Origin of the sequence: Actinospica sp. (assembly GCF_035552695.1) — a bacterium.
Lineage (GTDB): Bacteria > Actinomycetota > Actinomycetes > Streptomycetales > Catenulisporaceae > Actinospica.
On sequence record NZ_DASZKT010000151.1, the window covers coordinates 1 to 21,514 of the forward strand.

Sequence of the window (21,514 nt, forward strand, 5' to 3'; positions counted from 1 at the left end):
GCAGACGACGAGCATCGACGGCCTGGCCGTGCGCCCCATCGACTCGCCTACCGCACACCGCGACGTCGCCCTGTTCTGGACCCGGCGGCGCGCGGACTCCGCGGTCGTCCGAGCCTTCCTCGATGCCCAAGAGCGGGCCCCAATGCCTTCCGGAGTGGAGCCCGCTCTCGGCCGGAGACCGCGGTGAAAGTCCCGATCAGCCCACGGAGAAGCCGTTGGCCGGTCGCGTGCGAGGTGACGAACATCCCCGCGTCCTGGGTGCTGTCTGGAAGCCGTCCGCGGGGGATTCGTAGAGGATCACGCCCTCGCCGTGCTCCACGACCAAGCGCACTGATCGCCTCTCAGGCGGAACAAGATCACAGACCGGGCTGTTGACTCTTGTCGCACGCTATTTCAACGCTCGGTAGAGGGAGTGGACATCGTGAGTAAGGGATCTGCGCTTGTCATCGGAGTCGGCCCCGGCCTCGGCCTGGCCCTTGCGGAAGCCTTCGCCGGCGACGGCCACCCCGTGGCGCTGTTCGGACGTGACGCGGCGCGCCTGGACAAATACGCGTCCGGGCTGACCGCCGAGGGCCGCACGGCGCGCGCCTACTCCGTGGACGCAGCCGACCCCGAAGCCCTGAAGTCCGCGCTCACGCGTGCCGCAGACGAGCTCGGGACGCCGGAGGCGCTCGTGTACAACGCGGCCCTGATCCGCAATGACAAGCCCACCGAGCTGGATGCACCCGAGTTGGCCCACGCCTTCGCCGTCAACGTCACCGGCGCCGCCGTCGCGGCTCAGACCGTCCTGCCGCTCCTGCGCGACAGCCGGGGGAGCCTGCTGTTCACCGGCGGGGGACTGGCTCTATACCCCTCGCCCGACTACACGTCTCTCTCGGCGGGCAAGGCCGCGCTGCGGGCATACGTCCAGGCTCTGCACAAACAGCAGGAAGGCTCCGACGTGCACGTGACCACCGTGACGATCGGCGGCTTCATCGGTGGCGACGACCCGCGATTCTCGCCCGAGACCCTGGCGGCGGCCTACCTGAATCTGCATCACCAGCCCCGGGACCAGTGGCAGGCCGAACTCCTCTACACCTGATCATTACACCTGATCATTCAGGGCGCGCCGGTCGGTGCCAGCGGCCCTCGGTCAGATCATCGGCTTCGGCGGGTCCCCAGGTGCCCGGGCGGTAGGCAGCGGGTGCGTCCTTCGCATCGATGATGTCGCCGACGATGCGCCAGGACTCTTCGACCATGTCCATCCGGGTGAAGCGTCGCGGGTCGCCGCTGACGGCGTCGGTCAGCACGAGTTCGTAGGCTGCGGTGCCACTCCCGGTCAAGTGCGTGAAGTCGACCTTCGCCGCGACGTGGTCGACGGTCTCCGGGTCGCCTTCGTGTTGGGCGAGTAGGTCGAAGGTGACGCCGGCGTCGGGGCTGATGCGCAGGCGGATGAGGTTGGGTTCCGTTTCCTGCGCGCAGGCGGTGTGGAAGTAGCCGAACGGTGCCTTGTGGAGTTCGACGACGATCTCGGTCGCCGAGGTGGGCAGAGCTTTGCCGGTACGCAGGGTGAACGGCACGCCTGCCCAGCGGTCGGTGTCGACCGAGGTGCGCAGCGCGGCGTACGTCTCGGTGGTCGACCCGGGCCGGACGCCGTGGACGTCCGCGTAGCCCGCGTACTGGCCGCGGACGTACTGGTCCGGTTGAACGGTGCGCACGGCCCTGAGAGCACGGGCACGCTCGTCAAGGATGTCGGCGGCCGCGCCGGTGCGGGGGGCTTCCATGATGAGGTAGGCGAGCATCTGGAGCATGTGGTTCTGTACGACGTCGCGCACCGCGCCGGTGGCGTCGTAGAAGCCGCCGCGGTCGGCCACGTCGAAGTCTTCGGCCATGGTGATCTGCACGCAGCGCACGTGGTGGCGGTGCAAGGTCTCGCTGAGCAGCGTGTTGGCGAAGCGGATCGTCAGCAGGTCCTCGATGGCGTCTTTCCCGAGGTAGTGGTCCACGCGGCGCAGCCGGTCCTCGGGGAAGTGCTCGGTGAGCTCCGCCTGCAGTGTGCGCGCGGACTTGAGGTCGTGGCCGAAGGGCTTCTCCACGATCAACCTGGCCTGGTCGGCGAGCCCTGCTTCCGCGAGGCAGGCGGCGGCCTTGGCGTAGAGGTCGGGCGGGATGGCGAGGTAGTGGGCGAGGAAGCGGGTCCCGCGCGTCTGCTCGGCAATCGAGCCGAAGCTGTCGGGTTTGTCATAGTCGACGCTCGCGATGCGGAGCAGGTCGGCGAAGCGCGAGAAGGCGTCCTGGTCGACCGGGCCGTGTGCGGCGACCGCGTCGTGCGCGTGGTCGCGCAGGCGCTCCACGCTCCAGCCGCCGCGCGTGACGCCCACGACGGGCACGTCCAGCGACTTCTTGCGCACGAGTTCGTAGAGCGCGGGCAGCAGCATCTTCTTGGCGAGATCGCCGGTGATGCCGAACAGCACGAGCGCGTCGGCGGCCTGCGCGACGTGCGTGTCGTGCGTGTCGTGCGTATCGGGCTCAGTGCGGAAGTCGTTCATGCTCTCCTCGGCATTCTGTCGTCAGGGGACGTCGGGAGCGTCGGGAACGTCAGGGCACGTAGTTGAAGGTGTCCGGATCCGGCCCGGTGCGCTGGTCGCGGTTGAGGCCGGTGATCGCGGCCATGTCCTGATCGGAGAGCTCGAAGTCGAACAGGTCGAAGTTCTCCTCCACCCGCTTCGGGGTGACCGACTTCGGGAACACGATGTCGCCGCGCTGGATGTGCCACCGCAGGACGACCTGCGCGGGCGTGCGGCCGTGGGATGCGGCGATGGCCTGCACGGTCCGGTCGTCGAGCACGAGGCCCTGTGCGATCGGGGACCAGGCCTCGGTGGCGATGCCGTGTTCGGTGTCAAAGGCGCGAACCGGGTCCTGCGTCAGGTAGGGGTGGACTTCGATCTGGTTGACCGCCGGGACGAGGTCGGTTCGATCGAACAGCCTCTGCAGGTGGTGCGGCTGGAAGTTGGACACGCCGACCGCCTTCGCCCGGCCGGAGCGGTGGATCTCCGCCATGGCCTGCCAGGTCTCCACGTAGTCGCCGATTTCGGGCAGCGGCCAATGGATCAGGAACAGGTCCAGGTAGTCGAATCCCAGGTCCTCGAGCGTGCGGTCGAAGGCGGCCAGCGCGTCCTGCGGGGCGTGGCGGTCGTTGTTGAGCTTGCTGGTGACGAACACGTCCTCGCGCGGGATGCCGGAATCGCGCACGGCCCGCCCGACCTCCTTCTCGTTGCCGTACATCTCCGCGGTGTCGATGTGCCGGTATCCGACCTCCAGAGCGCGCAACGTCGCTTCCGTGGTCTCCGCGGGCTTGATCTGGAAGACGCCGAATCCGAGCTGCGGAATGCGGTCGCCGTTGTTGAGTGTGATGTTCGGAACATTAGTCATGGCTTTACTCCTACTGGATATGCGGATCTAAGCCCGAAGATAAGCTCACGGGCCGACGGCCGCCCGGCTCGGTTCCTCCCGGGAGCGGCCGTTCAGGGGACCGCCGTAGCGACAAGCAGCGCAGTCCGTTCGCCGCGCCGGGCGTCGGCTTTTGTCGATGCTGAGATACAGGTCGGACAAGGCGGAATCCGAAATGCCCGCCAGCAGTTCCTCGGGGTGTCTTCCGGTCAGCTCCGCGGTACGCAGCAGCATCGACGCCATTTCCTCGATCGCTGCGTCTTCGGCTTCGAGAGGCTTCTTCATCAGGCGATCTCCCGTCGAACGTCCGCTGCCGCCAGTCCGGAGCGGCTGGATGCGTTGAGTCCACCATTGCGCGCGGGCTCGACGCTGTCGTCCCGGCGAGTACCCAAAACGACTACCGGCTAGCAGGCATCCGCTGGAGTTGCACTCGCACCGCGGCGGCTGAGGCTCGAAAGGTGAGACGGCCCCCGCGGCGCTCGGGAGCCGGGACCCGGGATAAGGAGGCACGAGCATGGCCAGCACTCAACCCGAGCCGACGACGACGGACGCCGGCATACCCGTCGAAAGCGACGAGCACTCTCTCACAATCGGCCCGAACGGCCCGATCCTGCTGCAGGACCACTACCTCATCGAACAGATGGCGCAGTTCAACCGCGAGCGAGTGCCCGAACGGCAACCGCACGCCAAGGGCGGCGGCGCCTTCGGACGGTTCGAGGTGACCGGAGACGTCAGTGCGTACACCAAGGCCGCGGTGTTCCAGCCCGGCACGACGACCGATCTGGTGATCAGGTTCTCCACCGTGGCCGGCGAGCGCGGATCCCCCGACACGTGGCGCGACCCGCGCGGCTTCGCGGTGAAGTTCTATACGACCGAAGGCAACTACGACATGGTCGGGAACAACACGCCGGTCTTCTTCATGCGCGACCCGATGAAGTTCCAGCACTTCATCCGGTCGCAGAAGCGCCGCGCCGACAACAACCTGCGCGACAACGACATGCAGTGGGACTTCTGGACCCTGTCGCCGGAATCGGCGCACCAGGTGACCTGGTTGATGGGCGACCGAGGCATCCCCCGCTCGTGGCGGCACATGAACGGCTACAGCTCGCGCACGTACATGTGGGTCAACGCGCAGGGCGACCGGTTCTGGGTCAAGTACCACTTCATCACCGACCAGGGCGTCGAGTGCCTCACGCAACAGGAAGCCGACGCGCTGGCCTCCGCGGACGGGGACTTCCATACCCGCGACCTGTATGACTCGATTCGCCAAGGCATGCTGCCCAGCTGGACGCTCAAGATGCAGATCATGCCGTTCGAGGAGGCGAAGACCTACCGGTTCAACCCGTTCGACCTCACCAAGGTGTGGCCGCACGCCGACTACCCTCTCGTCGAGGTCGGCCGCATGACCCTGGATCGCAACCCGACCGACTACCACGCCGAGATCGAGCAGCTCGCGGTGGAGCCCAGCAACCTCGTGCCCGGCATCGGCCCCAGCCCGGACAAGATGCTCCTGGGCCGGATGTTCGCCTATCCGGACGCCCACCGCGCGCGGATCGGCGCGAACTACAACCAGTTGCCCGTCAACGCACCCGTCGCGCCCGTGCACAGCTACAGCAAGGACGGAGCGATGCGGTACGACAAGTCGTCCGACCCGGTCTACGCACCCAACTCCAAGGGCGGCCCGAAGGCGGACACCGAACGCTACGGTGAACCGGCCGGCTGGCACAGCGACGGCGAGATGGAACGTGCCGCCTACACCCTGCACGCCGAGGACGACGACTGGGGTCAGGCCGGCACGCTGGTGCGCGTCGTCTTGAACGACGAGCAGCGCGACCGGCTCGTGAGCAACATCATCGGCCACCTGCTCAACGGCGTCTCCGAACCGGTCCTGCAGCGCGCCTTCGAGTATTGGCGCAACGTCGACAAGGACCTCGGCCGACGTATCGAGAAGGGCGTGCGTGCCGGGCAGGTCTGAGAGTCCGGGCTCAACGCGTTGCCGTCCAATCGTTAGCGGGCTAACGTCGGGCTCATGAACGCGCCGGAACTCGGCGTAGACGCGCAGCGTGCCGCCGACTACTCGCCGGGTCCTGACCTGCCCGAACGGGCACAGCTGCGTCAACTTGTGGATGAGCAGGCCGCGCTGCGGCGCGTCGCCACGCTGGTCGCCGGCGGCGCACGGCCGGCGCAGGTGTTCACGGCGGTCGCGGACGAGCTGAGCCATCTCATCGGCGCCGAGGCGACGTTCGTCTCGCGTGTCGACCATCCGCCCGACGAGGACGGCGAGCTCGAGGCCGTCATCACCGTCGAAGGGTCATACGGCACGCTGGGCTCGCGGATTCCGGTCGGCTTCCAACTCAAGCTGCTGCCCGAGATGGTGCAAACCGCGGCGCTGCGCACCGGGCGTCCGGCCCGGGGGCACTGCGAACGGTTGACCGACGGCCCCTTCGGCGCCTGGGCCGGCACGCTGGGCGTGCGCGGCGCACTCGCCACGCCCATCATCGTCGGCGGATCCCGCTGGGGCGTGGCGCTGGCCCTCACTCCTCGGACGGACTTCCCCCCGGGCGCCGAGTCGCACATGGCGGAGTTCATGGAACTCGTCGCCGCGGCGATCACCAGCGCCGAAGCCGACCAGGGACAACGCGAAATGGCGGACACCCAGGCCGCGCTGCGGCGCCTGGCCACGCTGGTCGCCCGGGGCGAACCGCCCGAGGCGGTGTTCGCGGCCGCGACCAGCGAGGTGCTGCGGCATTTCGGCGGCGGCACCGCCAGGATGATCCGGTTCGAGCCGGACGGAACGGCCACGCTCGTCGCGAACGACGGCGCTGCCGGTCCGCACGTGCGTGTCGGCGGACCATGGGAGGGCTATCCCGCAACAGGGCTGACCGCCACCGTCCTGCACACCGGCCGGTCCGCCCGCGTCGACGACTACCGCGCAGTTCCCGGCGGAGAGCCGTATCTGCGCGAAGGGCTTCGCTCCGCGATCGCGGTGCCGGTCCACGTCGACGGCCGGCTGTGGGGATTGATCGCCATCGGATCCGGACACGGGCCGCTCCCACCCGACACCGAGCAGCGTACGGCGGAGTTCACCGACCTGGTCGCCACCGCCGTGGCGAACGCCCAGAACAAGGGCGCGCTGGAGCAGAGTCGGGACGAACTCGCTCGCCTGCTCGCCGAGCAGGCCGCGCTGCGGCGGGTCGCGACCCTGGTGGCGCGCGGGGTGCCGCCGGAGACGGTGTTCGGGGCGGTCGTCGAAGAGGTGGCGGGGCTGCTCCCCGTCGAGTTCGCCAGCTTGGGCCGCTTCGAGCCCGACGGCACGGGAACGGTCATGGCCACGGCGGGCCGGATCACCGACGGCTTCCCGGTGGGCAGTCGATGGCCCCTCACGGGGAAGAACGTCGTCACGATGATCTTCGAGACCGGCCGTCCGGCGCGGATCGACGGCTACGCGAACGCCTCCGGGCTGCTCGGTGGCACAGCCCGAGCACGCGGGTTCGGCTCAGGCGTCGGGACGCCGGTCATCGTCGAGGGGCGCCTGTGGGGCATGATGGCCGGCTACGCGGCCCGAAACCTGCTCCCGGCGGACACGGAGGCGCGTCTCGCGTCGTTCACCGAGCTGGTGGCGACGGCGATCGCGAACGCGGAGAGCCGCGCGGCCCTCGCGGCCTCACGTGCGCGGATCGTCGCCGCCGCGGACGAGACGCGGCGGCGGATCGAGCGCGACCTGCACGACGGCATTCAGCAGCGGCTCGTCTCACTCGGGCTTGAGCTGCGTGCGACACAGGTGGGGGTACCTCTTCAGATCGGCGAGCTCGAGGACGTCGTGTCTCGCGTCGCCGACGGTCTGGCGAGCGCGTTCGACGAGCTGCGGGAGATCTCCCGCGGGATTCACCCCGCGATCCTGTCCGAGGGAGGCCTGAAGCCGGCGCTCCGCGCGCTGTGCCGCCGTTCCGCGATACCGGTCGAGCTGGACGTGCACGTCGAGCAACGGCTTCCGGAGCACGTCGAGGTCGCGTCGTACTACGTTGTATGCGAGGCGCTGACCAACGCCGCCAAACACGCACACGCGTCAGTCGTCAACGTGGAACTCGACTCCCACGACGCGAACGTGCACTTGGCGATCCGCGATGACGGGATCGGCGGCGCCGACCTGAGCCGGGGGTCCGGACTGCTCGGGCTCAGAGACAGGATCGAAGCGCTCGGCGGCACCCTGCGGGTCACCAGCCGCGCCGACGAGGGCACCGCGCTGCTGATCGACGTCCCTCTCGAACGCCAGGGCAGCGCGGCGGCACCGAAGCGGTCGGCGTAGCCGCGGCGGCTCCGTGTTCGGCCGGACGTCGGTCGAGCCGCGCGGGCTTGGCCGTCCTGTTCACCCGACGCGGCTCGTCGCTCGTGGGCGCGCGTCGCTGGCCCGTCGCGCGGGAGGCCGGATCGGGCTGATCGGTTCGGACGGCCATCGGCGCGGTCCGCTCCACCGCGCCGGCGGAGCATCGAGCGTGTACGCCAGGGCGAATGCCACCGCCTCGTAGTTGACGCGCCATCCCCTGAAGTCCGGCCACGCGTCCTCGGTCGACACCTGGATGGGGTAGTTCAGCGACCGCAGCATCTCGACCGCCGCCGCGAAGTCCTCATAGGACACCGAAATCGGATCGTCGGGGCTCGGGTCCTCGTCTACCGGGAGCCGCATGGTCGCCGCGATCTGACGCAGCGCCGTGAACCCCATTCGAAGACATCGCCGGGCCGCGAATTTCGGCTCCCGGTCGGGTGCGAGCGACAGGTGCAGCGCGGCGGCGTCCATCACCGCGACGATCGAAGTGAGCCAATGCGACAGCGCTTGCGGCGATCGCAGCCGGACCAGGCTGAGGTAGGTCGTGTGCGACTCGGCGACCTCGGCCGACCAGCGCTCCCAGCGATCGAACAACTCGTTCAGCACGGGTCGGGTGTCGCCGTCGTAGATACCCCATCGGGTCCGGGCCAGAATCTCCGGCCCCCAGGTCGGAGCCCCCGCCCGCGAGCCCAGGAGCGTCACCTCGGTCTCGCGTCGGTTGAACGCCGTGTACAGCGTGGGCAGGTAGCCGATCTGCAGTCCCACCACCACCAAGCCCGTGAAGGCCGCGACGCCGTCGACGACCGTGCTCGTCGGACTGCTCGGCGGGGAGTAGCCGAGCGTGAAGATCGAGGAGCCCGCTTCGCTCAGCGCATGCGGGAACGGACCGGGCACCAGCGGGAGAAGCACGAGCGCGTAGCCGAACACCAGCAGGGCGATCCACACGCCGAGGCGCAGCAGCAGCGTGGCCGGCGCCTGCCAGGCGAGGATCCGATCTCGCCGCGCGTAACTGCGAATCGGTTTCGTGATCAACGCGAAAACCGCGCCGGCACCACGCTCGCACGCGCGTGAGACCCGCGAATCGATGCCACGCGGCACGACCAAGGTCCCGAGGACGCTGGCGATCGTGCCGCCGAGCACGACCAAGCCGACAGCGAAGCCGAACCACTGCAGGATCACCACGTTGCCACCGCCTCAGCCGCCGCCGCGCATTCCGTTACCCAGTCAGGAAATCGCGGCGCTGTGCTCGCGATCGCGCACGAAATCCCCGACCGCGAGCCGATCCACCCGCTCACCACCCTCGCACCCATGCCGGCGCCGATCGGCCGTGGTACCCGATGCCGAGCACGTCGAACTCGACCCCGGCGGCGACCAGGGCGATCTCGGGGTCCATGGACTCCAGGACGGCCGGCTTCGTATGCCGGGCTATGGCCGTCCAGACCCTGCGAATTCTCTCCTCGGGCACGCCGTGGCCCCGCAGGAAGCGGCGAGCCTCGTCGGCACCGTCGACCTCGAAACGCTGGCCGCTGCTGCGGAATCGCGCGCTCAGGCCGAGGTCGTGGAACATGGCCGCGACGTACAACAGCTCAGCGTCGAAGCTCAGCCCCTGGCGTCGGCCGTGCCAGTTGCCGTACCAGAAGACCCGCCGCGAATGGCGGTAGATCAGGTCGGTCGTGGATGTGCGCACCAACTCTGTGGCATCGCGTGCCAGCTTGCTGTCGGGGACCATCATCCCAGCCGAGCCCTGTCCGTTGCTGAACATCACTTCCTCCTGTCGTGTGCAAGACCGGCGCGCCGTGCTGCCATCTCCCACGATCGCGAATCGGCGGCGTCCCATCTGCCCGGCTGGCGGCCAACCTCGTTACCCGGTAGCTGCAATGTGGCGGCGCCGAATCATTGACACCGTGGTCGAATGCCTCTGCGTTGCCTACTCGTCGATGACAACGCCGCGTTCCTCAACGCGGCGAGTGCGCTTCTGCGGCGCGAGGGGGTGACGGTCGCGGGGACCGCCTCGACCACGGCCCAGGCGGTCCGGCAGGTCCGCGCCCTCAGGCCGGACGTCGTCCTCATCGACATCGGGCTCGGGAACGAGAGCGGCTTCGACCTCGCCCGGCTACTGGCCCAGGACGATCACGGCGCCGGGCTGATCATGATCTCGGCTCGCGCCGAGGCGGACCATACGGAACTGGTCGCCGAAAGCCCGGCGGCCGGATTCCTCGCGAAGTCGGAGCTGTCGGCGCGGGAGATCGACCGGGTCCTCGGCCGTACGGCGTGAACGGCATAGCCGGTTGATAATCATGGGGTGGCGACACCATCAGCGACAGCCGAACCCGGGCACGAGACCTGGGTGCCCCGAGTCGTGCTCGCCGACGACGACGTCCTGCTGCGCGAGGGCCTGGCCAGCCTGCTGGAGCGCTCGGGGTTCGAGGTAGTCGGCCAGGCGGGCGACGCTGCCGGGCTCCTCTCGTTGGTCCGTTCGGCCAGGCCGCACCTGGCGATCATCGACATCCGGATGCCGCCGTCGCACGGCACCGAGGGCCTGCAGGCGGCCCGCGTCATCCGCGAGGAGCTGCCCGACACGGCGCTCGTCGTATTGTCCGCGCACGTCGAGGTCAACGACGCGATGGACCTGCTGGCCGACGGCGAGCGCGTCGGCTACCTGCTCAAGAGCCGGGTGACCGACGTGGCGGAGTTCATCCAGACGCTCGGGCGCGTCACCGTCGGGGCCTCGGTCGTGGATCCGAGCCTGGTGCACGAGCTGGTGATGTCCCGCCGCGCCCGCGATCCGCTCGACGTCCTTTCGGCGCGCGAGCGCGAGGTCCTCTCCCTGATGGCGGAGGGCGCGTCCAACTCGGGCATCGCGCGGAAGATCTTCGTGGCCGAGGGCACGGTGGAAAAGCACGTCCGCAGCATCCTCACCAAGCTGGACCTGCCGGAGAGCGCGGCCGATCACCGGCGGGTACTGGCCGTCCTCAGGTTCCTGGAGGCGCGGTAGCGGCGTGTGCTCGGTGGGCAGCGGACGCGGGGTGCGGGGGAGCGCCGTCTACCCCCTGCGGATCAGTGCGGGCTTTGTCGACTACGACGACTCGCCGCACCTGTAAGCACCCTGGGACGGTAGCCTCTTGCAGGGTGTATCGCCGTGCGATGGGTTCGGCAGCCATGGTTTCATGTATCTGTCGAGCCATCTCAGCCGCGGGATTCGTCGCGACAGCAGTGTCTCCGGTCGGGGCGGCTCGTGCGTGCTGCCGCGAGCGTTTCAACGGCCCGCGACCGGTTAGGCGATCTGTGCGAGCGGGAAGTTCGACGTTCGATGCGAAGCAGGAGGCGAGCCATGACACGCCCGGTGAGGCCCTGGGCGAAGCACCCGGCGGTGGGGTCGGTGCCTTCCGCGCACGGCCGTGGCTATTTGCGGATGGCCGAGCTGAGCGTCGTCGCGGACCAGGACTACCTGGCGCTTGCCCGGACGTCGGCGATGCAGGTGGCGGCGCTGCTCGGATTGCCGCTGCCGCAGGTCGCCGATCTTCGGCTCGCGGTGGACGAGGGGTGCACATCGTTTCTGGTCGCTGCGCCCGGTCGGACTCTGGAGCGCGCCGCGGAGACCGGCGCGACGCTGTACCTGTGCTATGACCGGTTCCCCGACCACCTGCGGGTCACCGTGCGCGGCCAGGCGCCGGCGATGTGGCCGACGCAGGACGAGCTCGGCTGGGAGATGCTGCACGCCGTCGCCGAGCAGGTGCACGCCGAGGTGGTGGACGGGATCGGCACGCTGACGTTCACCGAGCCGCTGACCGCCGCCGGCCTCGACGCCGGACTCGGCTGAGCGGAAGAGCCGGGCTGGACCACCTGCGGCACTTTACGGCCATCGCGGCCACGTCGATCGCGTCTTGCTCGCTTTCGCCGAACCACCCGCGAACCTCGTCAATCTCCACGCGCGCGCGGGAGCACGCTGCACGGATGCCACACGAAACGGCAACGGCCGCGATCGCCCGTTTCGTCCTCGACCGATCGGTTACCAGACGAAATCACAATCATCGCGAGATACGCCGCCCCTGCCTGTACCACCTGGCCAGGTTCGAGGAACTGGGAGAGGACTGAGCCGTGAGTACCGCAGTGCAACAGCAGCACGTCGCTCTATCCCAGCAGGACGTCTCATTTTCGCGGCAGGACGTCCCGCTTCCCCAACGCGACGTCCCACCCTTCCGTCCCACGGCGGCCGCCCGCGAGGCGCAGCGCGCGGAGACGATGCGCGTATTGCGCCGGATGGTTGCCTTGCCGGTCGGCGACCCGGAGCGGGAGCGGTTGCGCGACGAGGTGGTTGAGGATCACATGCCGTATGCCCGGCGGATCGCGCGCCGATACGGCACGCATGGCTCGACGGCCGAAGATTTCGAGCAGGTCGCGTATCTGGGCTTGGTGAAGGCGGTCGACAATTTCGATCCCGAGTTCGGGACGGGTTTTCTGGGGTACGCGACGCCGATGATCGTGGGGGAGATCAAGCGGTATTTCCGGGACGCGACGTGGAGTGTGCACGTGCCGCGCCGCATGCAGGAGTTGACCGGCGCGATGCACAAGGCCGCCGACGTGCTCACCGCCGAACTCGGCCGTGCGCCGTCACTGCCCGAGCTGGCGGCGCGGCTTGAGGTCGGGACGGAGGAGCTCGTCGAGTCGCTGGATGCCTCCGAGGCGTACAACACCGCGTCGTTGGATCGTCCGGTCGGCAGCGAGGGCGCTGAGGACGGTGCGTCTCTCGGCGAAATTCTTGGTGAGGACGATCCGGGCTACGACCTGGCCGTGGACCGTGAAGTGCTCCGTGGCCTGGTGGGCGAGTTGGGGGAGCGGGACAGGCGGATCTTGCTGATGCGGTACTTCCGTGGCATGACCCAGGCCGAGATCGGTGAGCGGCTCGGCGTGTCGCAGATGCAGGTCTCCCGGCTGATCACGAAAATCCTCGCCACGCTGCGCACCGGATTCGGCTGATCGTCGGCAGGAAGGGATCCCGAGCATCCACCATTCGTCCATCGGAAGTGAGCGGTGATCATGCGTCGTACCAGTTTCGTCGGTGCCCTCGCGGCCATAGCGATCGGAGCGGTCCTCGCTTTCGCGGTGCATGCCAGCCCGCACTGGATGAACCTGCAGCAGGCCGGATTCATCGTGCTGCTGGGCGGTGCCGCGGACCTCATCATCAGAACACTGATCTCGGACAGCCCGCTGCTCGGTCCGGCCGCCGCCGACGTCGCGGCCGTGGTCGAGCCGCTCGGCGACCCGGTGCTGGACGCCGCCGGCAGCCCGGTGAACCTGCCGCCGCACCCGCGGGCCGCGCAGGCTCCGGAGCAATGGGTATCGGAGCAATCGGTACGCGAGCCGGAGCTCTCGCAGCACGCTGACGTCGCCGCCGTCCTGCCGGAGCACGATCGCGCGGTCTACGAGCGGGCCCTGCGCGCCGCCGCCGAGGGCGGCACCATGGACACTCCGGAATCCGAAGTCGCGGTGACCACGATCACCGGCCGTCCTGTGCGTCCGCACACCCGACGTTTCGGGCGCAGCGCCCGGTCCCGCAGCCGTTGAGCTCACCGGCGCCTCGCACGTCAGCGCGGGTTTGAACAGCGCGGCTCTGAACACTGCCAGATCGACCGCACCATGGACCATGGCAGGCCCCGACGGCTCGCCGCGTGACGGCCGCCAGGTCGTTGCCCGAGTTCTACCCCGCGAATTCCGGGCCTTCGAACGCCCCGCCGCCGCCGTGCCCGGCGATCCGCGGACCGGGCCGGGCCCATCCCGAGGGCTCGGCCAACGCGAGCACGAGTTCCACGGAGACGCTCCAACGCTCGAGGCTGACGCGGCAGCCACGGCGTTCGGCGTACTCCTGAACGCGTTCGAGAGCGTGCAGCGCCGCGCAGTCGAAGAACTCCACTCCAGCCAGATCGATCTGGAGTCCCGACACCTGGCCGTCCAGCGTGCTGCACATGGCCGCGACCAGATCGTCCGCGCAGGCCAAGTCGAGTTCCCCGGTCACCACGGCGGTCGCCGCACAACATCGCTCGAAGGTGACGACGATCGCCGCGCTCGTCCCGAGCGGCGTCGCTCGGTATCCCTGATCGGACGCAGGCGCGGCAGTGGTGGCGTTATGTGGATCGACGACGGTCATCGCACCTCCCGGAGCAGCACAGGCAACCGTTTTCTGCCAGACTCCACCTCGTGACGACATGCGTCAAGTGATTCGCGAAGTGGCTTGCATGTATTGCGTTTCGCGAGTGATCGAGCGCAAGATGTCAGAATGGATGGTCTAGATGAACGCCCCACATGGACCTTTCTGACCCATCACGCCCGGGTCCTGATCTTGATCGCGCGGGATCCCGATATCCGACTGCGCGACGCGGCCGTCGCGTGCGGAGTGACCGAGCGCACCGTCCAGGGCATCGTGGCGGACCTGGAAGCAGCCGGATACCTCAGCCACACGCGGGACGGGCGGCGAAACCGCTACCAAGTCATCCCCGGCACGCGCTTCCGCCACCCGGCCGAAGCCGACCAGCAGATCGCCGGCCTGCTCGCCCTCGTCAACGGCGACACCAAGTTCGACTAGACACCGCTCCACCGCTCAGGGATTGAACCTGTGATTGCGGGCACCCGGCGCTTATTGACACCGCAGAGTGAAGGAGTCGACATGAGCGCCACGAATAAGGCTAAGAACGCCGCCGAGAAGGCCAAGGGCAAGGTCAGGGAGGCGGCCGGGCGTGCGACGGGCAACGAGTCGTTGGCGGTCAAGGGAAAGGCCGAACAGGTCAAGGGCGGCGTCAGACAGGTCGGCGAGAAGGTGAAGGACGCCGTGAAGGACGCCACCAAGAGGCACTAGGAGCGCGACAACCCGCGCCAACCCATCTTCGAGCACCCCGCTTAGGACGGCGGGGTGCTCGTCTTCGTGGGCTGCGAGCCGCGCGGACGGCCACACGGACTTCCGTCACGCGATGATCAGCGGCCTGACCCCACGCCGAGGTCGAAGGCAGGGCGGCGAGCGCTAGGGGGCGGGGCACATATCCGGTCAGGCCCGCACGGTGATGAGGTCCAGAACCGCATCGATCCCGCCGCTGTGGAATGCGCGCGACTGACGAGACGCGCTGGTGCCGAGCTTCTGCAGGCGTTCGATGCCGGCCGCCACCCGGATCAGGTCCCCGTTCGCCTCCAGCGCCGGGGCCAGATGCTCCATCAGTGATGCCACGGCTCCTGACGCAGGCACGGGCTGGCCCGTCAGCGGATGTACGAGCCGGTCCTTCAAGCCGTGCCGCGCGGCGTGCCACACGGCGGCTGCCACCAGTTCGGGCTCCGCGCTGGTGAGTCCAGGTGGCGAGGCATGGTCGTCCAGGGCGGTGGTAACCAGCGCACGTACGACGCCGGCGAGGGTTATCGCGTCCTGGATCTCCAGCTGCACGTCCAGCGCGCGCACCTCGATGGTCGGATAGCTCTCCGAGAGCCGCGCCAGCCAGTACAGCTGCTTGCGGTCACGGATGGTGCCGGCGTCGACCAATGCCTTGGTACGGCGTTCGTAGTCCGCCGCGTCGGCGAAGACCGGCGGCGGACCGCTGACGGGCCAGCGGCCGAACACCAGGGTGCGCCAACTGGCGAACCCGGTCTCGCCGCCGTCCCACAACGGTGAGTTCGCACCCAGCGCGACCAGAACCGGCAGCCAGGGACGCAAGCGGTTGAGTGCCGCGACTCCACTCTCGCGATCGGGGATCGCGACATGGACGTGCATGCCGTTGATCAACTGTTCGTCGACCAGCTGCGGGGCGTCGCGCGACATCGACCGGTAGCGCGGCTTCGCGGTGACCGGCACCGGCGCGGCCGCGCACAGCGGTGGCGTGCCGCACGCGGCGAGTCGGCAGCCGGCCTCGCGCGCCGCGCCGTGGACCGCCGCGCGCAAGCGCGTCAGGTGTTCACCGGCCTCGTCAAGGGTCTCGCAAACCGGGGTCGCCACCTCCACCTGAGCCTGGAGCAACTCCAGTTCGACCTCGCCGTCGTCCACCGCGGGCCGCAGTTCCGCGGCCGCACGCACGGACGCGCTTCTGGCTACCGGAAGACCGCTTTCCTGGTCCAGCAGCAGGTATTCCTCTTCGACTCCCAGGGTGGGCATGCGCACGTATACCCCTGTGCGCACCGCCCACGCCGTGTGCCGTGCGAGGAAGTGCCGCTCAAGTGCTCAGGGGTCCTGGATGGGCGGCAGCGCTGATCAGCCCTTCCGTTCCGCGTCCTCGCCACCGTCGTCGTCTCGTCGCCCGTCGTCGTCTTGTTCCTCGTCGCGAGGGTCGGGCTCCGGGACGGCGTTCTCCATCCCCGGCGTGCTCAACGAGTCGGCCCTGTTCGCCCGCTGGACGGCCTCGCGTGCTCGCTCCAGCGTCTGTTCGAGACGCTCGGTGGCCCGTTCGATCTCGCGTACGTCCTCCACACTGCGTCGCTCGAGGTCCTCGGTGTCGGACATCAGTGCGCCTCCTTTTCACCGCGTGACACGCCGGGTGACCCCGCACACCGCCGAAAAAACGCCATGGGCCGGTGAACAGGCCGGAATCCCGGTTCGGCGCATCGCTCGCTGAATCGGGGGCACTCGATGCGAATCCGCTGGAAGGAGGTACGCCCGATGTCTATCGGCGCGAACATCTCGGTTATCGCCGCGGGCGCCATACTCGCGTTCGCCATGCGCGTGCACGCCGCCGGATTCAGCATTCAGGCCGTGGGCGTGGTGCTGATGATCGTCGGAATCGTCGCTCTGGTGCTGCGCATCAGCGCGCTCGCCAAGCAGCGCGATCTGACGATGGAGCAGGCATACACCCCGCAGGAGACCGTCCTGGTGCGGCCCGCGGGCTCGCACGAACGACCCTACGGCCCGGCCGGCCGGACCGGAACGACCGCCGATCCGCTGCCGCGAGAGGACTCGCCGTACCCGGCGCCCGGCGAATACGGATACGACGACCGGTACTAGTCAGCGAGAAGTAGCGAGAAGTATCGAGAGCTAAGGATCCGGCTCATGACCCTGACCGACCCGTACCCGCCGCCCGACTCGAACGCGGACAACGCCACCGCCTCGCGGTCCGCCTCCGACGGCGCGTCGCTGACCGGTCGGAACGTCGCGTTCCTGGTCGCAGCCGAGGGCGCCGAGCAGTCCGAGATGCTGCAGCCCTGGGAGGCGGTGACCATGGCCGGTGGCCGCGCGGTCCTCGTCTGCCCGCAGGAGGGCGAGGCCCAGCTGTTCGACCACCTCGACCGCGGCAGGCGGCTGCCGGTGGATCTCAAGCTGCGTGACGCCGACGCGGCCGACTTCGACACGCTGGTGCTGCCCGGAGGCGTGGCCAACCCCGACATGTTGCGCCTCGACGAGGACGCCACCCGCTTCGCGCGCGCGTTCTTCGCCGCGGGCAAGCCGGTCGCCGCCATCTGCCACGCACCCTGGCTGCTGGTCGAGGCCGACCTCGTGCGCGACCGCACGCTCACCTCCTGGCCGAGCCTGCGCACCGACATCGGCAACGCCGGCGGCCGCTGGCGGGACGAGGCCGTCGTGGTCGACGAGCAGGGCCCGAACACGCTGGTGACCAGCCGCAGGCCGCAAGACCTGCCGGAGTTCCGCGACAGCCTGGTGCGCTGCTTCGCTTCGATGCCGGGCTGACGAGCTGACGAGCTGACGAGAAGGGATGCTTCGTGAGCACCGCCAAGGACCACGACCGGACCCTGAACGGGGACCCGAACGTGAACGGGGACCCGAACTTCGACTCGGTCTCCACGGTCGGTCTGGTCAGTCTCGCGGTCGAGCAGACCGAGCTGATCATCCGCCAGGAGCTGGCGCTCGCGCGCGCCGAACTGGCGGACAAGGCCAAGCGAGCCGTTTTCGGCGCGACGGTCGGCGGGGGAGCGGCGCTGCTCACCTTCGTCGCCCTGCTGTGCGCGACCGGCGCGGCGGTCGCCGGCCTGGCCGGAGTGGTCCCCGCGTGGGCCGCGGCGCTCATCGTCGCCGGAATCCTGTTCGCGCTGGCCGGGCTGTGCGGCCTCATCGCGAAGCGCGCCCTGGCCAAGGCCACGCCGTCCTCGCCGCCGGACGTGGTCGCCAGCGTGAAGGCAGACATCACCGAGGTGCGCAGGCGGTTGCGGCGATGAGCGCGAAAACTCCCGAGAACCACGACCCCGGCCCGCCGACTCGGAGCATGAGGCACGGCGAACCGGGTACCGCGCCCGCATGACGACTCAACGGAGGAACAAAGACCCCGACTCCGCGGCCCGGGACAAGGCCCGGCAGCTGATGAGTGAGCGTGGCGAGACCTTCGCGCATCAGGCCGGGATCCGGCTGGCGAACGAGCCCTCGCCGCTGTTCCGGCTGCTTGTGCTCACCGTGCTGCTCTCAGTCCGGATCAGCACACCGATCGCCGTCGCCGCGGCGCGGGAGATCACCGCGGCCGGGTGGCGCACGCCGCAGGCACTGGCCAAGGCCTCCTGGCAGGACATCGTCGACGCGCTCGGCCGCGCGCACTACAAGCGCTACGACGAGAGCACCGCGACGGCGCTCGGTGACGACGCCAAGCTGCTGATCGATCGCTGGAACGGCGATCTGCGACGGCTGCGTTCCGACGCGGACGGCGACCCGAATCGGATCAGGGAACTGCTTCAGGAGTTCCGTCGGATCGGACCGGTCGGCGCGGAGATCTTCTGCCGCGAGGCGCAGGGCGTATGGCCCGAACTGCGCCCCTCCTTCGACCGGCGCACCCTCGACGGTGCCGCCCGCAACCGGCTCCCGCGCGACCCCGACCGGCTCGCCGCCCTGGTCGAGCCGTCCGACCTGCCGCGCCTGGCCGCCGCGCTGGTGCGCGCCACACTCTGACTCTCCGCCACGCCCGCGTTCGACCCGACGAGGTGCCCGACCTGGCTGACACGCCGGAGACCCCTGCACCGACTATTCATCCGTCTTCAGTACGGTGAAGGTATGCGGGGGCCGAGGGGCGGGCGTGGGGTTGTCAGGATCATCATCGGTGTCCTGAACCTGATCGTGTTCATCTACGGCCCGCTCACCCTGAGCAACGTCTATGCCCTCAAGGCGGACCCGCCCACCGTCGCCGACCAGCAATAACGAGGCTATGCAGCCCGGCGATCTCTGCCTGGTGTCGATCACCGACCCTCCGGCCTTCCTGGTTCAGGAGGCTGGTGGTGAGCACAGGGGTGAGACGGGGGGCGGGGCCCAGCGCTGGTTGCGGGGCCTGGGTACGTCGTATTCGTCCTTGAGGTGTTCGGGTACGGCGTAGTGCATGACCCTGCCGCGTGTCAGGGAGCTGAGTTCGAACGCCGTCGTCAACGCACCGAGTCGGTCGAGGACCATCGCCGCGATCGGGGAGCGGGCCTCGGCTTCCTCGAGTGCGCCGAGCAGGATGGGCGCGGCGGGCACGAGGTGGTCGAACACGACCGACCGCGGCACGGCGAGCCAGTCGGCCGCGGTGTCGCCGATGAGGTAGCGGATCAGGGCGGGCACGATCGGGTCGAGCAGGGTCCCGGGAACGACCTGCTCGTACAGGTCGATCAGTTGCCGGGTGAGTGCGACGCCCTCGTCCGACGGGCCCATGTACCTGGTCATGTACAGGTCGGAGAAGTCTCGGGCCTCCTGCAGCGTGCTCGGCGCGGTCTCGACGTCGATGCCGAGCATCGCGCCGACCACGCGCCAGGCGTAGAAGTACGCCTCGGCCTCGGCCTCGGTGATGCGGACGCCGAGGCGGTGCAAGGCGTCGAGGACCTGGATGGAGAACATCATCTGGCCGCCGATCATGTCCTCCTGGCAGATCGGCACTCCCCAGGTCGCCTGGTCCCACGCATTCTCCCGACGCAGGTGGTGGCGGATGGCGGCATGCAGCAGCCGGACCTTCTGTGCGGCGGGCACGAAAGCGCCGCCTTCCTCGAACGCGTCCGGACGCATGAGGTAGACGGTGAACTGTCCGGTGGCCGCCATCCGGTTGGACGGATAGTCGAGCGAGTGCGTCGTCGCGAGCAGCCGCGCGACGTGGGGCACGACGTAGCAGGCGGGCATCGAGGCGAACGAGAGCGCGGTGGAGATGTGCACGTTGTTGTCGATGAAGAACATCCGTGCAGTTTCCATCACCTCCCAGTCCACCCAGTCCGGCGGCGTGGCGGTGGCGGAGAGGTAGTCGCGGGCGACCGCGGGCAGATTCTCGGGCAGCTCCCGGTCCTTCCCGCCGAACCACCGCATCAGGGTGTTGAAGTGTCCGATCTGTTCCTGCTCGAACAGGGCGTCGATCGTCGTGTCGGCGAGCTGATCGCCGCGCTCGCGCAGCCGATCCATGGACTCGGTGGTCACGGGCATGCCGGAGCCTCCTTAATTCGCAGGGCCCTGATGGGCCGGGGCGGCGTCATCATGCGCGGCGCTCGGTCACGGTGTCGGCCAGTTCGTGCAGCGCGGTCGCGGCCACGGCGTCCAGCAGTGGGACGCGGGTGAGCGCGGCGTGCGCGGCGCGGGTCCGCTGCGCGATCATCTGCTCGACACGCTCGCGGGCGCCGGATCGTTCCAGGATCTTCCGTACGCGTTCGAGGTCAGGCGCGGCGAGATCCGCGCGGCCGAGCAGGCTGTGCAACTCCTCGCGGTCGTCTGGAGTCGAGTCGCGGGTGGCGAGCGCGACGAGAGCCGTGGGGCGGGCTCCGGCGAGGTCGTCCAGGTTCGATTTGCCGGTCTGGGCGGGATCGCCGTAGACGGCCAGCAGGTCGTCGCGCAGTTGGAAGGCCTCGCCCAGCGGCACGCCGTACGCGGTGAACGCCGCGAGCAGCGCCGCGGACGCGCCGCCGAGCCGGCCGCCGATCTGCAGTGGATGTTCGACCGTGTACTTCGCGGTCTTGTACCGGATGATCCGCAGCGAGTCCTGGGGGCTGTCGGTTGCGCCGGTGTGCAGGATCTCGAGGCACTCGCCCGCGATCAGCTCTCTGGCCAGCACCGACCACAACGGCCTTGCCCGCGCCAGGAACGCCGCGGGCAGTCCGCAGGTCGCGAACAGCTGCCCGGCCCAGGACATCAGCAGGTCGCCGGCCAGCATGGCCAGCGATCGCGCCGCCCACGCGCGATCCGGCAGGCCGGGCAGCGCGTCCAGCAGCGCGACGTGCGCGCTCGGCACCCCGCGTCGCAGCGCACTGTCATCGATCAGGTCGTCATGGGTGATGGCGGCGGCGTGTACGAGCTCCATCGACGCGGCCGCCCGGACCACGGCGTCGGTGTCGGCCTGCCCGCAGGCCCGCCACCCCCAGTAGCAGAACGCGGCACGGATCCGCTTGCCGCCCGAGACCGCCTCGCGCAGCCGTGCGCCGACCGGCGCGAGCCGCGGGTCGATCAACTCGAACTCGGCCACTTCGTTCTCGACGAATTCACGAAGAGCCGCGTCCACGCGCGGCTTCAGCGTCACCGACTCCGCCGGCTCACGGCGCATCGGGTATATCTCGGGTCTGCTTCGCGATCCCGGCCAGCGCCTCCATGTGCGCCTCGGCCGAGGGCGCGAACCTGGCGAGCACGACCTCGCCACGCGCGACCAGGTCGCCGTGGGCATCGGCCGCCAAGTCCGCGTAGTCGCTCCGGTTCATCGCTCCGCGCGCCCGCCGCAACAGCCCCTCGGCCTGCTCGAGGCCGAAATCAGCAAGCCCCACCGCCAGCCGAGCCACGTCCCGACTGCGCCGGCGATGAGGATTCCCACCCTCTGTCCGCGACACGTCCGCCCCCCTTTTTCACGTTTTCAAGCGATCGCAGGC

The 21,514-nt window shown here is 69.2% G+C and carries 26 protein-coding genes and 1 pseudogene; 16 read left to right on the forward strand and 11 right to left on the reverse strand.

Translation table 11 applies throughout. The features are described from left to right. On the forward strand, nucleotides 1-187 hold a 187-nt coding region (locus VG296_RS18520; protein ID WP_325567206.1), incomplete at its 5' end, for a hypothetical protein. A gap of 234 nt (nucleotides 188-421) precedes the next feature. Continuing rightward, a complete protein-coding gene (locus tag VG296_RS18525) occupies nucleotides 422-1,081 on the forward strand; it encodes an SDR family oxidoreductase (protein WP_325567208.1) in 660 nt (219 codons plus the stop codon). Between the two features lie 13 nt (nucleotides 1,082-1,094). Here the strand turns inward: VG296_RS18525 and zwf are convergent, their stop codons facing one another. The 3 genes from zwf to VG296_RS18540 are packed head-to-tail and all read right to left on the reverse strand — an operon-like array spanning nucleotide 1,095 to nucleotide 3,714. Further along, complete coding sequence (gene zwf / locus VG296_RS18530; protein ID WP_325567210.1) at nucleotides 1,095-2,528, reverse strand: glucose-6-phosphate dehydrogenase; 1,434 nt, start codon at nucleotides 2,526-2,528, stop codon at nucleotides 1,095-1,097. A gap of 49 nt (nucleotides 2,529-2,577) precedes the next feature. Further along, nucleotides 2,578-3,411, reverse strand: a complete 834-nt coding sequence (locus VG296_RS18535; RefSeq protein ID WP_325567212.1) for an aldo/keto reductase — start codon at nucleotides 3,409-3,411, stop codon at nucleotides 2,578-2,580. A gap of 45 nt (nucleotides 3,412-3,456) precedes the next feature. Beyond that, nucleotides 3,457-3,714 carry a hypothetical protein gene (locus tag VG296_RS18540; RefSeq protein ID WP_325567214.1) on the reverse strand — a complete coding sequence of 86 codons (258 nt, stop codon included), beginning with the start codon at nucleotides 3,712-3,714 and terminating at the stop codon, nucleotides 3,457-3,459. 229 nt (nucleotides 3,715-3,943) lie between these two features. Between VG296_RS18540 and VG296_RS18545 the strand changes: the two genes are divergently transcribed. Beyond that, nucleotides 3,944-5,404 carry a catalase gene (locus VG296_RS18545; protein ID WP_325567215.1) on the forward strand — a complete coding sequence of 487 codons (1,461 nt, stop codon included), beginning with the start codon at nucleotides 3,944-3,946 and terminating at the stop codon, nucleotides 5,402-5,404. 54 nt (nucleotides 5,405-5,458) lie between these two features. Continuing rightward, the gene (locus tag VG296_RS18550) at nucleotides 5,459-7,735 is read left to right on the forward strand and encodes a GAF domain-containing protein (RefSeq protein ID WP_325567217.1); all 2,277 of its coding nucleotides are present in this window, start codon (nucleotides 5,459-5,461) and stop codon (nucleotides 7,733-7,735) included. A gap of 60 nt (nucleotides 7,736-7,795) precedes the next feature. Here the strand turns inward: VG296_RS18550 and VG296_RS18555 are convergent, their stop codons facing one another. Together VG296_RS18555 and VG296_RS18560 are read right to left on the reverse strand one after the other, a co-directional pair. Beyond that, nucleotides 7,796-8,893, reverse strand: coding sequence for a hypothetical protein (locus VG296_RS18555; RefSeq protein ID WP_349259616.1), 1,098 nt, complete (start codon nucleotides 8,891-8,893; stop codon nucleotides 7,796-7,798). Between the two features lie 190 nt (nucleotides 8,894-9,083). Continuing rightward, nucleotides 9,084-9,515, reverse strand: a pseudogene (locus VG296_RS18560) (HD domain-containing protein); the annotation flags it as partial. Between the two features lie 150 nt (nucleotides 9,516-9,665). Between VG296_RS18560 and VG296_RS18565 the strand changes: the two are divergent. From VG296_RS18565 to VG296_RS18585, 5 genes are all read left to right on the forward strand, one after another. Then, a complete protein-coding gene (locus tag VG296_RS18565) occupies nucleotides 9,666-10,028 on the forward strand; it encodes a response regulator (RefSeq protein ID WP_325567223.1) in 363 nt (120 codons plus the stop codon). 27 nt (nucleotides 10,029-10,055) lie between these two features. Further along, complete coding sequence (locus VG296_RS18570; RefSeq protein ID WP_325567225.1) at nucleotides 10,056-10,748, forward strand: response regulator transcription factor; 693 nt, start codon at nucleotides 10,056-10,058, stop codon at nucleotides 10,746-10,748. Between the two features lie 336 nt (nucleotides 10,749-11,084). Further along, nucleotides 11,085-11,573: a hypothetical protein gene (locus VG296_RS18575; protein ID WP_325567227.1), complete on the forward strand. Its 489-nt coding sequence runs from the start codon at nucleotides 11,085-11,087 to the stop codon at nucleotides 11,571-11,573. Nucleotides 11,574-11,851: 278 nt separating this feature from the next. After that, nucleotides 11,852-12,730 (forward strand): SigB/SigF/SigG family RNA polymerase sigma factor, encoded by an 879-nt coding sequence (locus tag VG296_RS18580; RefSeq protein WP_325567229.1) that lies wholly within the window; start codon nucleotides 11,852-11,854, stop codon nucleotides 12,728-12,730. A 60-nt stretch (nucleotides 12,731-12,790) separates the two neighbouring features. Next, complete coding sequence (locus VG296_RS18585; RefSeq protein ID WP_325567231.1) at nucleotides 12,791-13,318, forward strand: hypothetical protein; 528 nt, start codon at nucleotides 12,791-12,793, stop codon at nucleotides 13,316-13,318. A 133-nt stretch (nucleotides 13,319-13,451) separates the two neighbouring features. Here the strand turns inward: VG296_RS18585 and VG296_RS18590 are convergent, their stop codons facing one another. Next, a complete protein-coding gene (locus VG296_RS18590; RefSeq protein WP_325567233.1) occupies nucleotides 13,452-13,898 on the reverse strand; it encodes an STAS domain-containing protein in 447 nt (148 codons plus the stop codon). Between the two features lie 129 nt (nucleotides 13,899-14,027). Between VG296_RS18590 and VG296_RS18595 the strand changes: the two genes are divergently transcribed. Together VG296_RS18595 and VG296_RS18600 are read left to right on the forward strand one after the other, a co-directional pair. Next, nucleotides 14,028-14,333 carry a helix-turn-helix domain-containing protein gene (locus tag VG296_RS18595; protein ID WP_325567235.1) on the forward strand — a complete coding sequence of 102 codons (306 nt, stop codon included), beginning with the start codon at nucleotides 14,028-14,030 and terminating at the stop codon, nucleotides 14,331-14,333. 81 nt (nucleotides 14,334-14,414) lie between these two features. Then, the gene (locus tag VG296_RS18600) at nucleotides 14,415-14,603 is read left to right on the forward strand and encodes a CsbD family protein (RefSeq protein WP_325567237.1); all 189 of its coding nucleotides are present in this window, start codon (nucleotides 14,415-14,417) and stop codon (nucleotides 14,601-14,603) included. Nucleotides 14,604-14,789: 186 nt separating this feature from the next. Here VG296_RS18600 and VG296_RS18605 read toward each other — a convergent pair whose 3' ends face one another. Continuing rightward, nucleotides 14,790-15,878 carry a glutamate--cysteine ligase gene (locus tag VG296_RS18605; RefSeq protein ID WP_325567269.1) on the reverse strand — a complete coding sequence of 363 codons (1,089 nt, stop codon included), beginning with the start codon at nucleotides 15,876-15,878 and terminating at the stop codon, nucleotides 14,790-14,792. Between the two features lie 96 nt (nucleotides 15,879-15,974). Further along, nucleotides 15,975-16,223 (reverse strand): hypothetical protein, encoded by a 249-nt coding sequence (locus tag VG296_RS18610; protein ID WP_325567239.1) that lies wholly within the window; start codon nucleotides 16,221-16,223, stop codon nucleotides 15,975-15,977. A 156-nt stretch (nucleotides 16,224-16,379) separates the two neighbouring features. Between VG296_RS18610 and VG296_RS18615 the strand changes: the two genes are divergently transcribed. The 5 genes from VG296_RS18615 (at nucleotide 16,380) to VG296_RS18635 (ending at nucleotide 18,851) form a co-directional block, all read left to right on the forward strand. Continuing rightward, nucleotides 16,380-16,721, forward strand: a complete 342-nt coding sequence (locus VG296_RS18615; protein WP_325567241.1) for a hypothetical protein — start codon at nucleotides 16,380-16,382, stop codon at nucleotides 16,719-16,721. Nucleotides 16,722-16,766: 45 nt separating this feature from the next. Then, on the forward strand, nucleotides 16,767-17,402 hold the full coding sequence (locus tag VG296_RS18620) for a type 1 glutamine amidotransferase domain-containing protein (RefSeq protein ID WP_325567243.1): 636 nt from the start codon (nucleotides 16,767-16,769) through the stop codon (nucleotides 17,400-17,402). A gap of 32 nt (nucleotides 17,403-17,434) precedes the next feature. After that, entirely contained in the window at nucleotides 17,435-17,887 is a 453-nt protein-coding gene (locus VG296_RS18625) for a phage holin family protein (RefSeq protein ID WP_325567245.1), read from the forward strand. Nucleotides 17,888-17,966: 79 nt separating this feature from the next. After that, the gene (locus VG296_RS18630) at nucleotides 17,967-18,605 is read left to right on the forward strand and encodes an endonuclease (RefSeq protein WP_325567247.1); all 639 of its coding nucleotides are present in this window, start codon (nucleotides 17,967-17,969) and stop codon (nucleotides 18,603-18,605) included. 102 nt (nucleotides 18,606-18,707) lie between these two features. Continuing rightward, a complete protein-coding gene (locus VG296_RS18635) occupies nucleotides 18,708-18,851 on the forward strand; it encodes a hypothetical protein (protein WP_325567249.1) in 144 nt (47 codons plus the stop codon). A gap of 63 nt (nucleotides 18,852-18,914) precedes the next feature. On the opposite strand, the gene VG296_RS18640 is transcribed toward VG296_RS18635, so the two are convergent. From VG296_RS18640 to VG296_RS18650, 3 genes are read right to left on the reverse strand one after another with little or no spacing between them, the layout of a single operon-like run. After that, nucleotides 18,915-20,090 (reverse strand): oxygenase MpaB family protein, encoded by a 1,176-nt coding sequence (locus VG296_RS18640; protein ID WP_325567251.1) that lies wholly within the window; start codon nucleotides 20,088-20,090, stop codon nucleotides 18,915-18,917. A 49-nt stretch (nucleotides 20,091-20,139) separates the two neighbouring features. Continuing rightward, on the reverse strand, nucleotides 20,140-21,198 hold the full coding sequence (locus VG296_RS18645) for a polyprenyl synthetase family protein (RefSeq protein WP_325567253.1): 1,059 nt from the start codon (nucleotides 21,196-21,198) through the stop codon (nucleotides 20,140-20,142). Next, nucleotides 21,188-21,412 carry a hypothetical protein gene (locus VG296_RS18650; RefSeq protein WP_325567255.1) on the reverse strand — a complete coding sequence of 75 codons (225 nt, stop codon included), beginning with the start codon at nucleotides 21,410-21,412 and terminating at the stop codon, nucleotides 21,188-21,190. The genes VG296_RS18645 and VG296_RS18650 overlap by 11 nt, the downstream gene beginning before the upstream one ends. Between the last annotated feature and the right edge of the window lie 102 nt (nucleotides 21,413-21,514).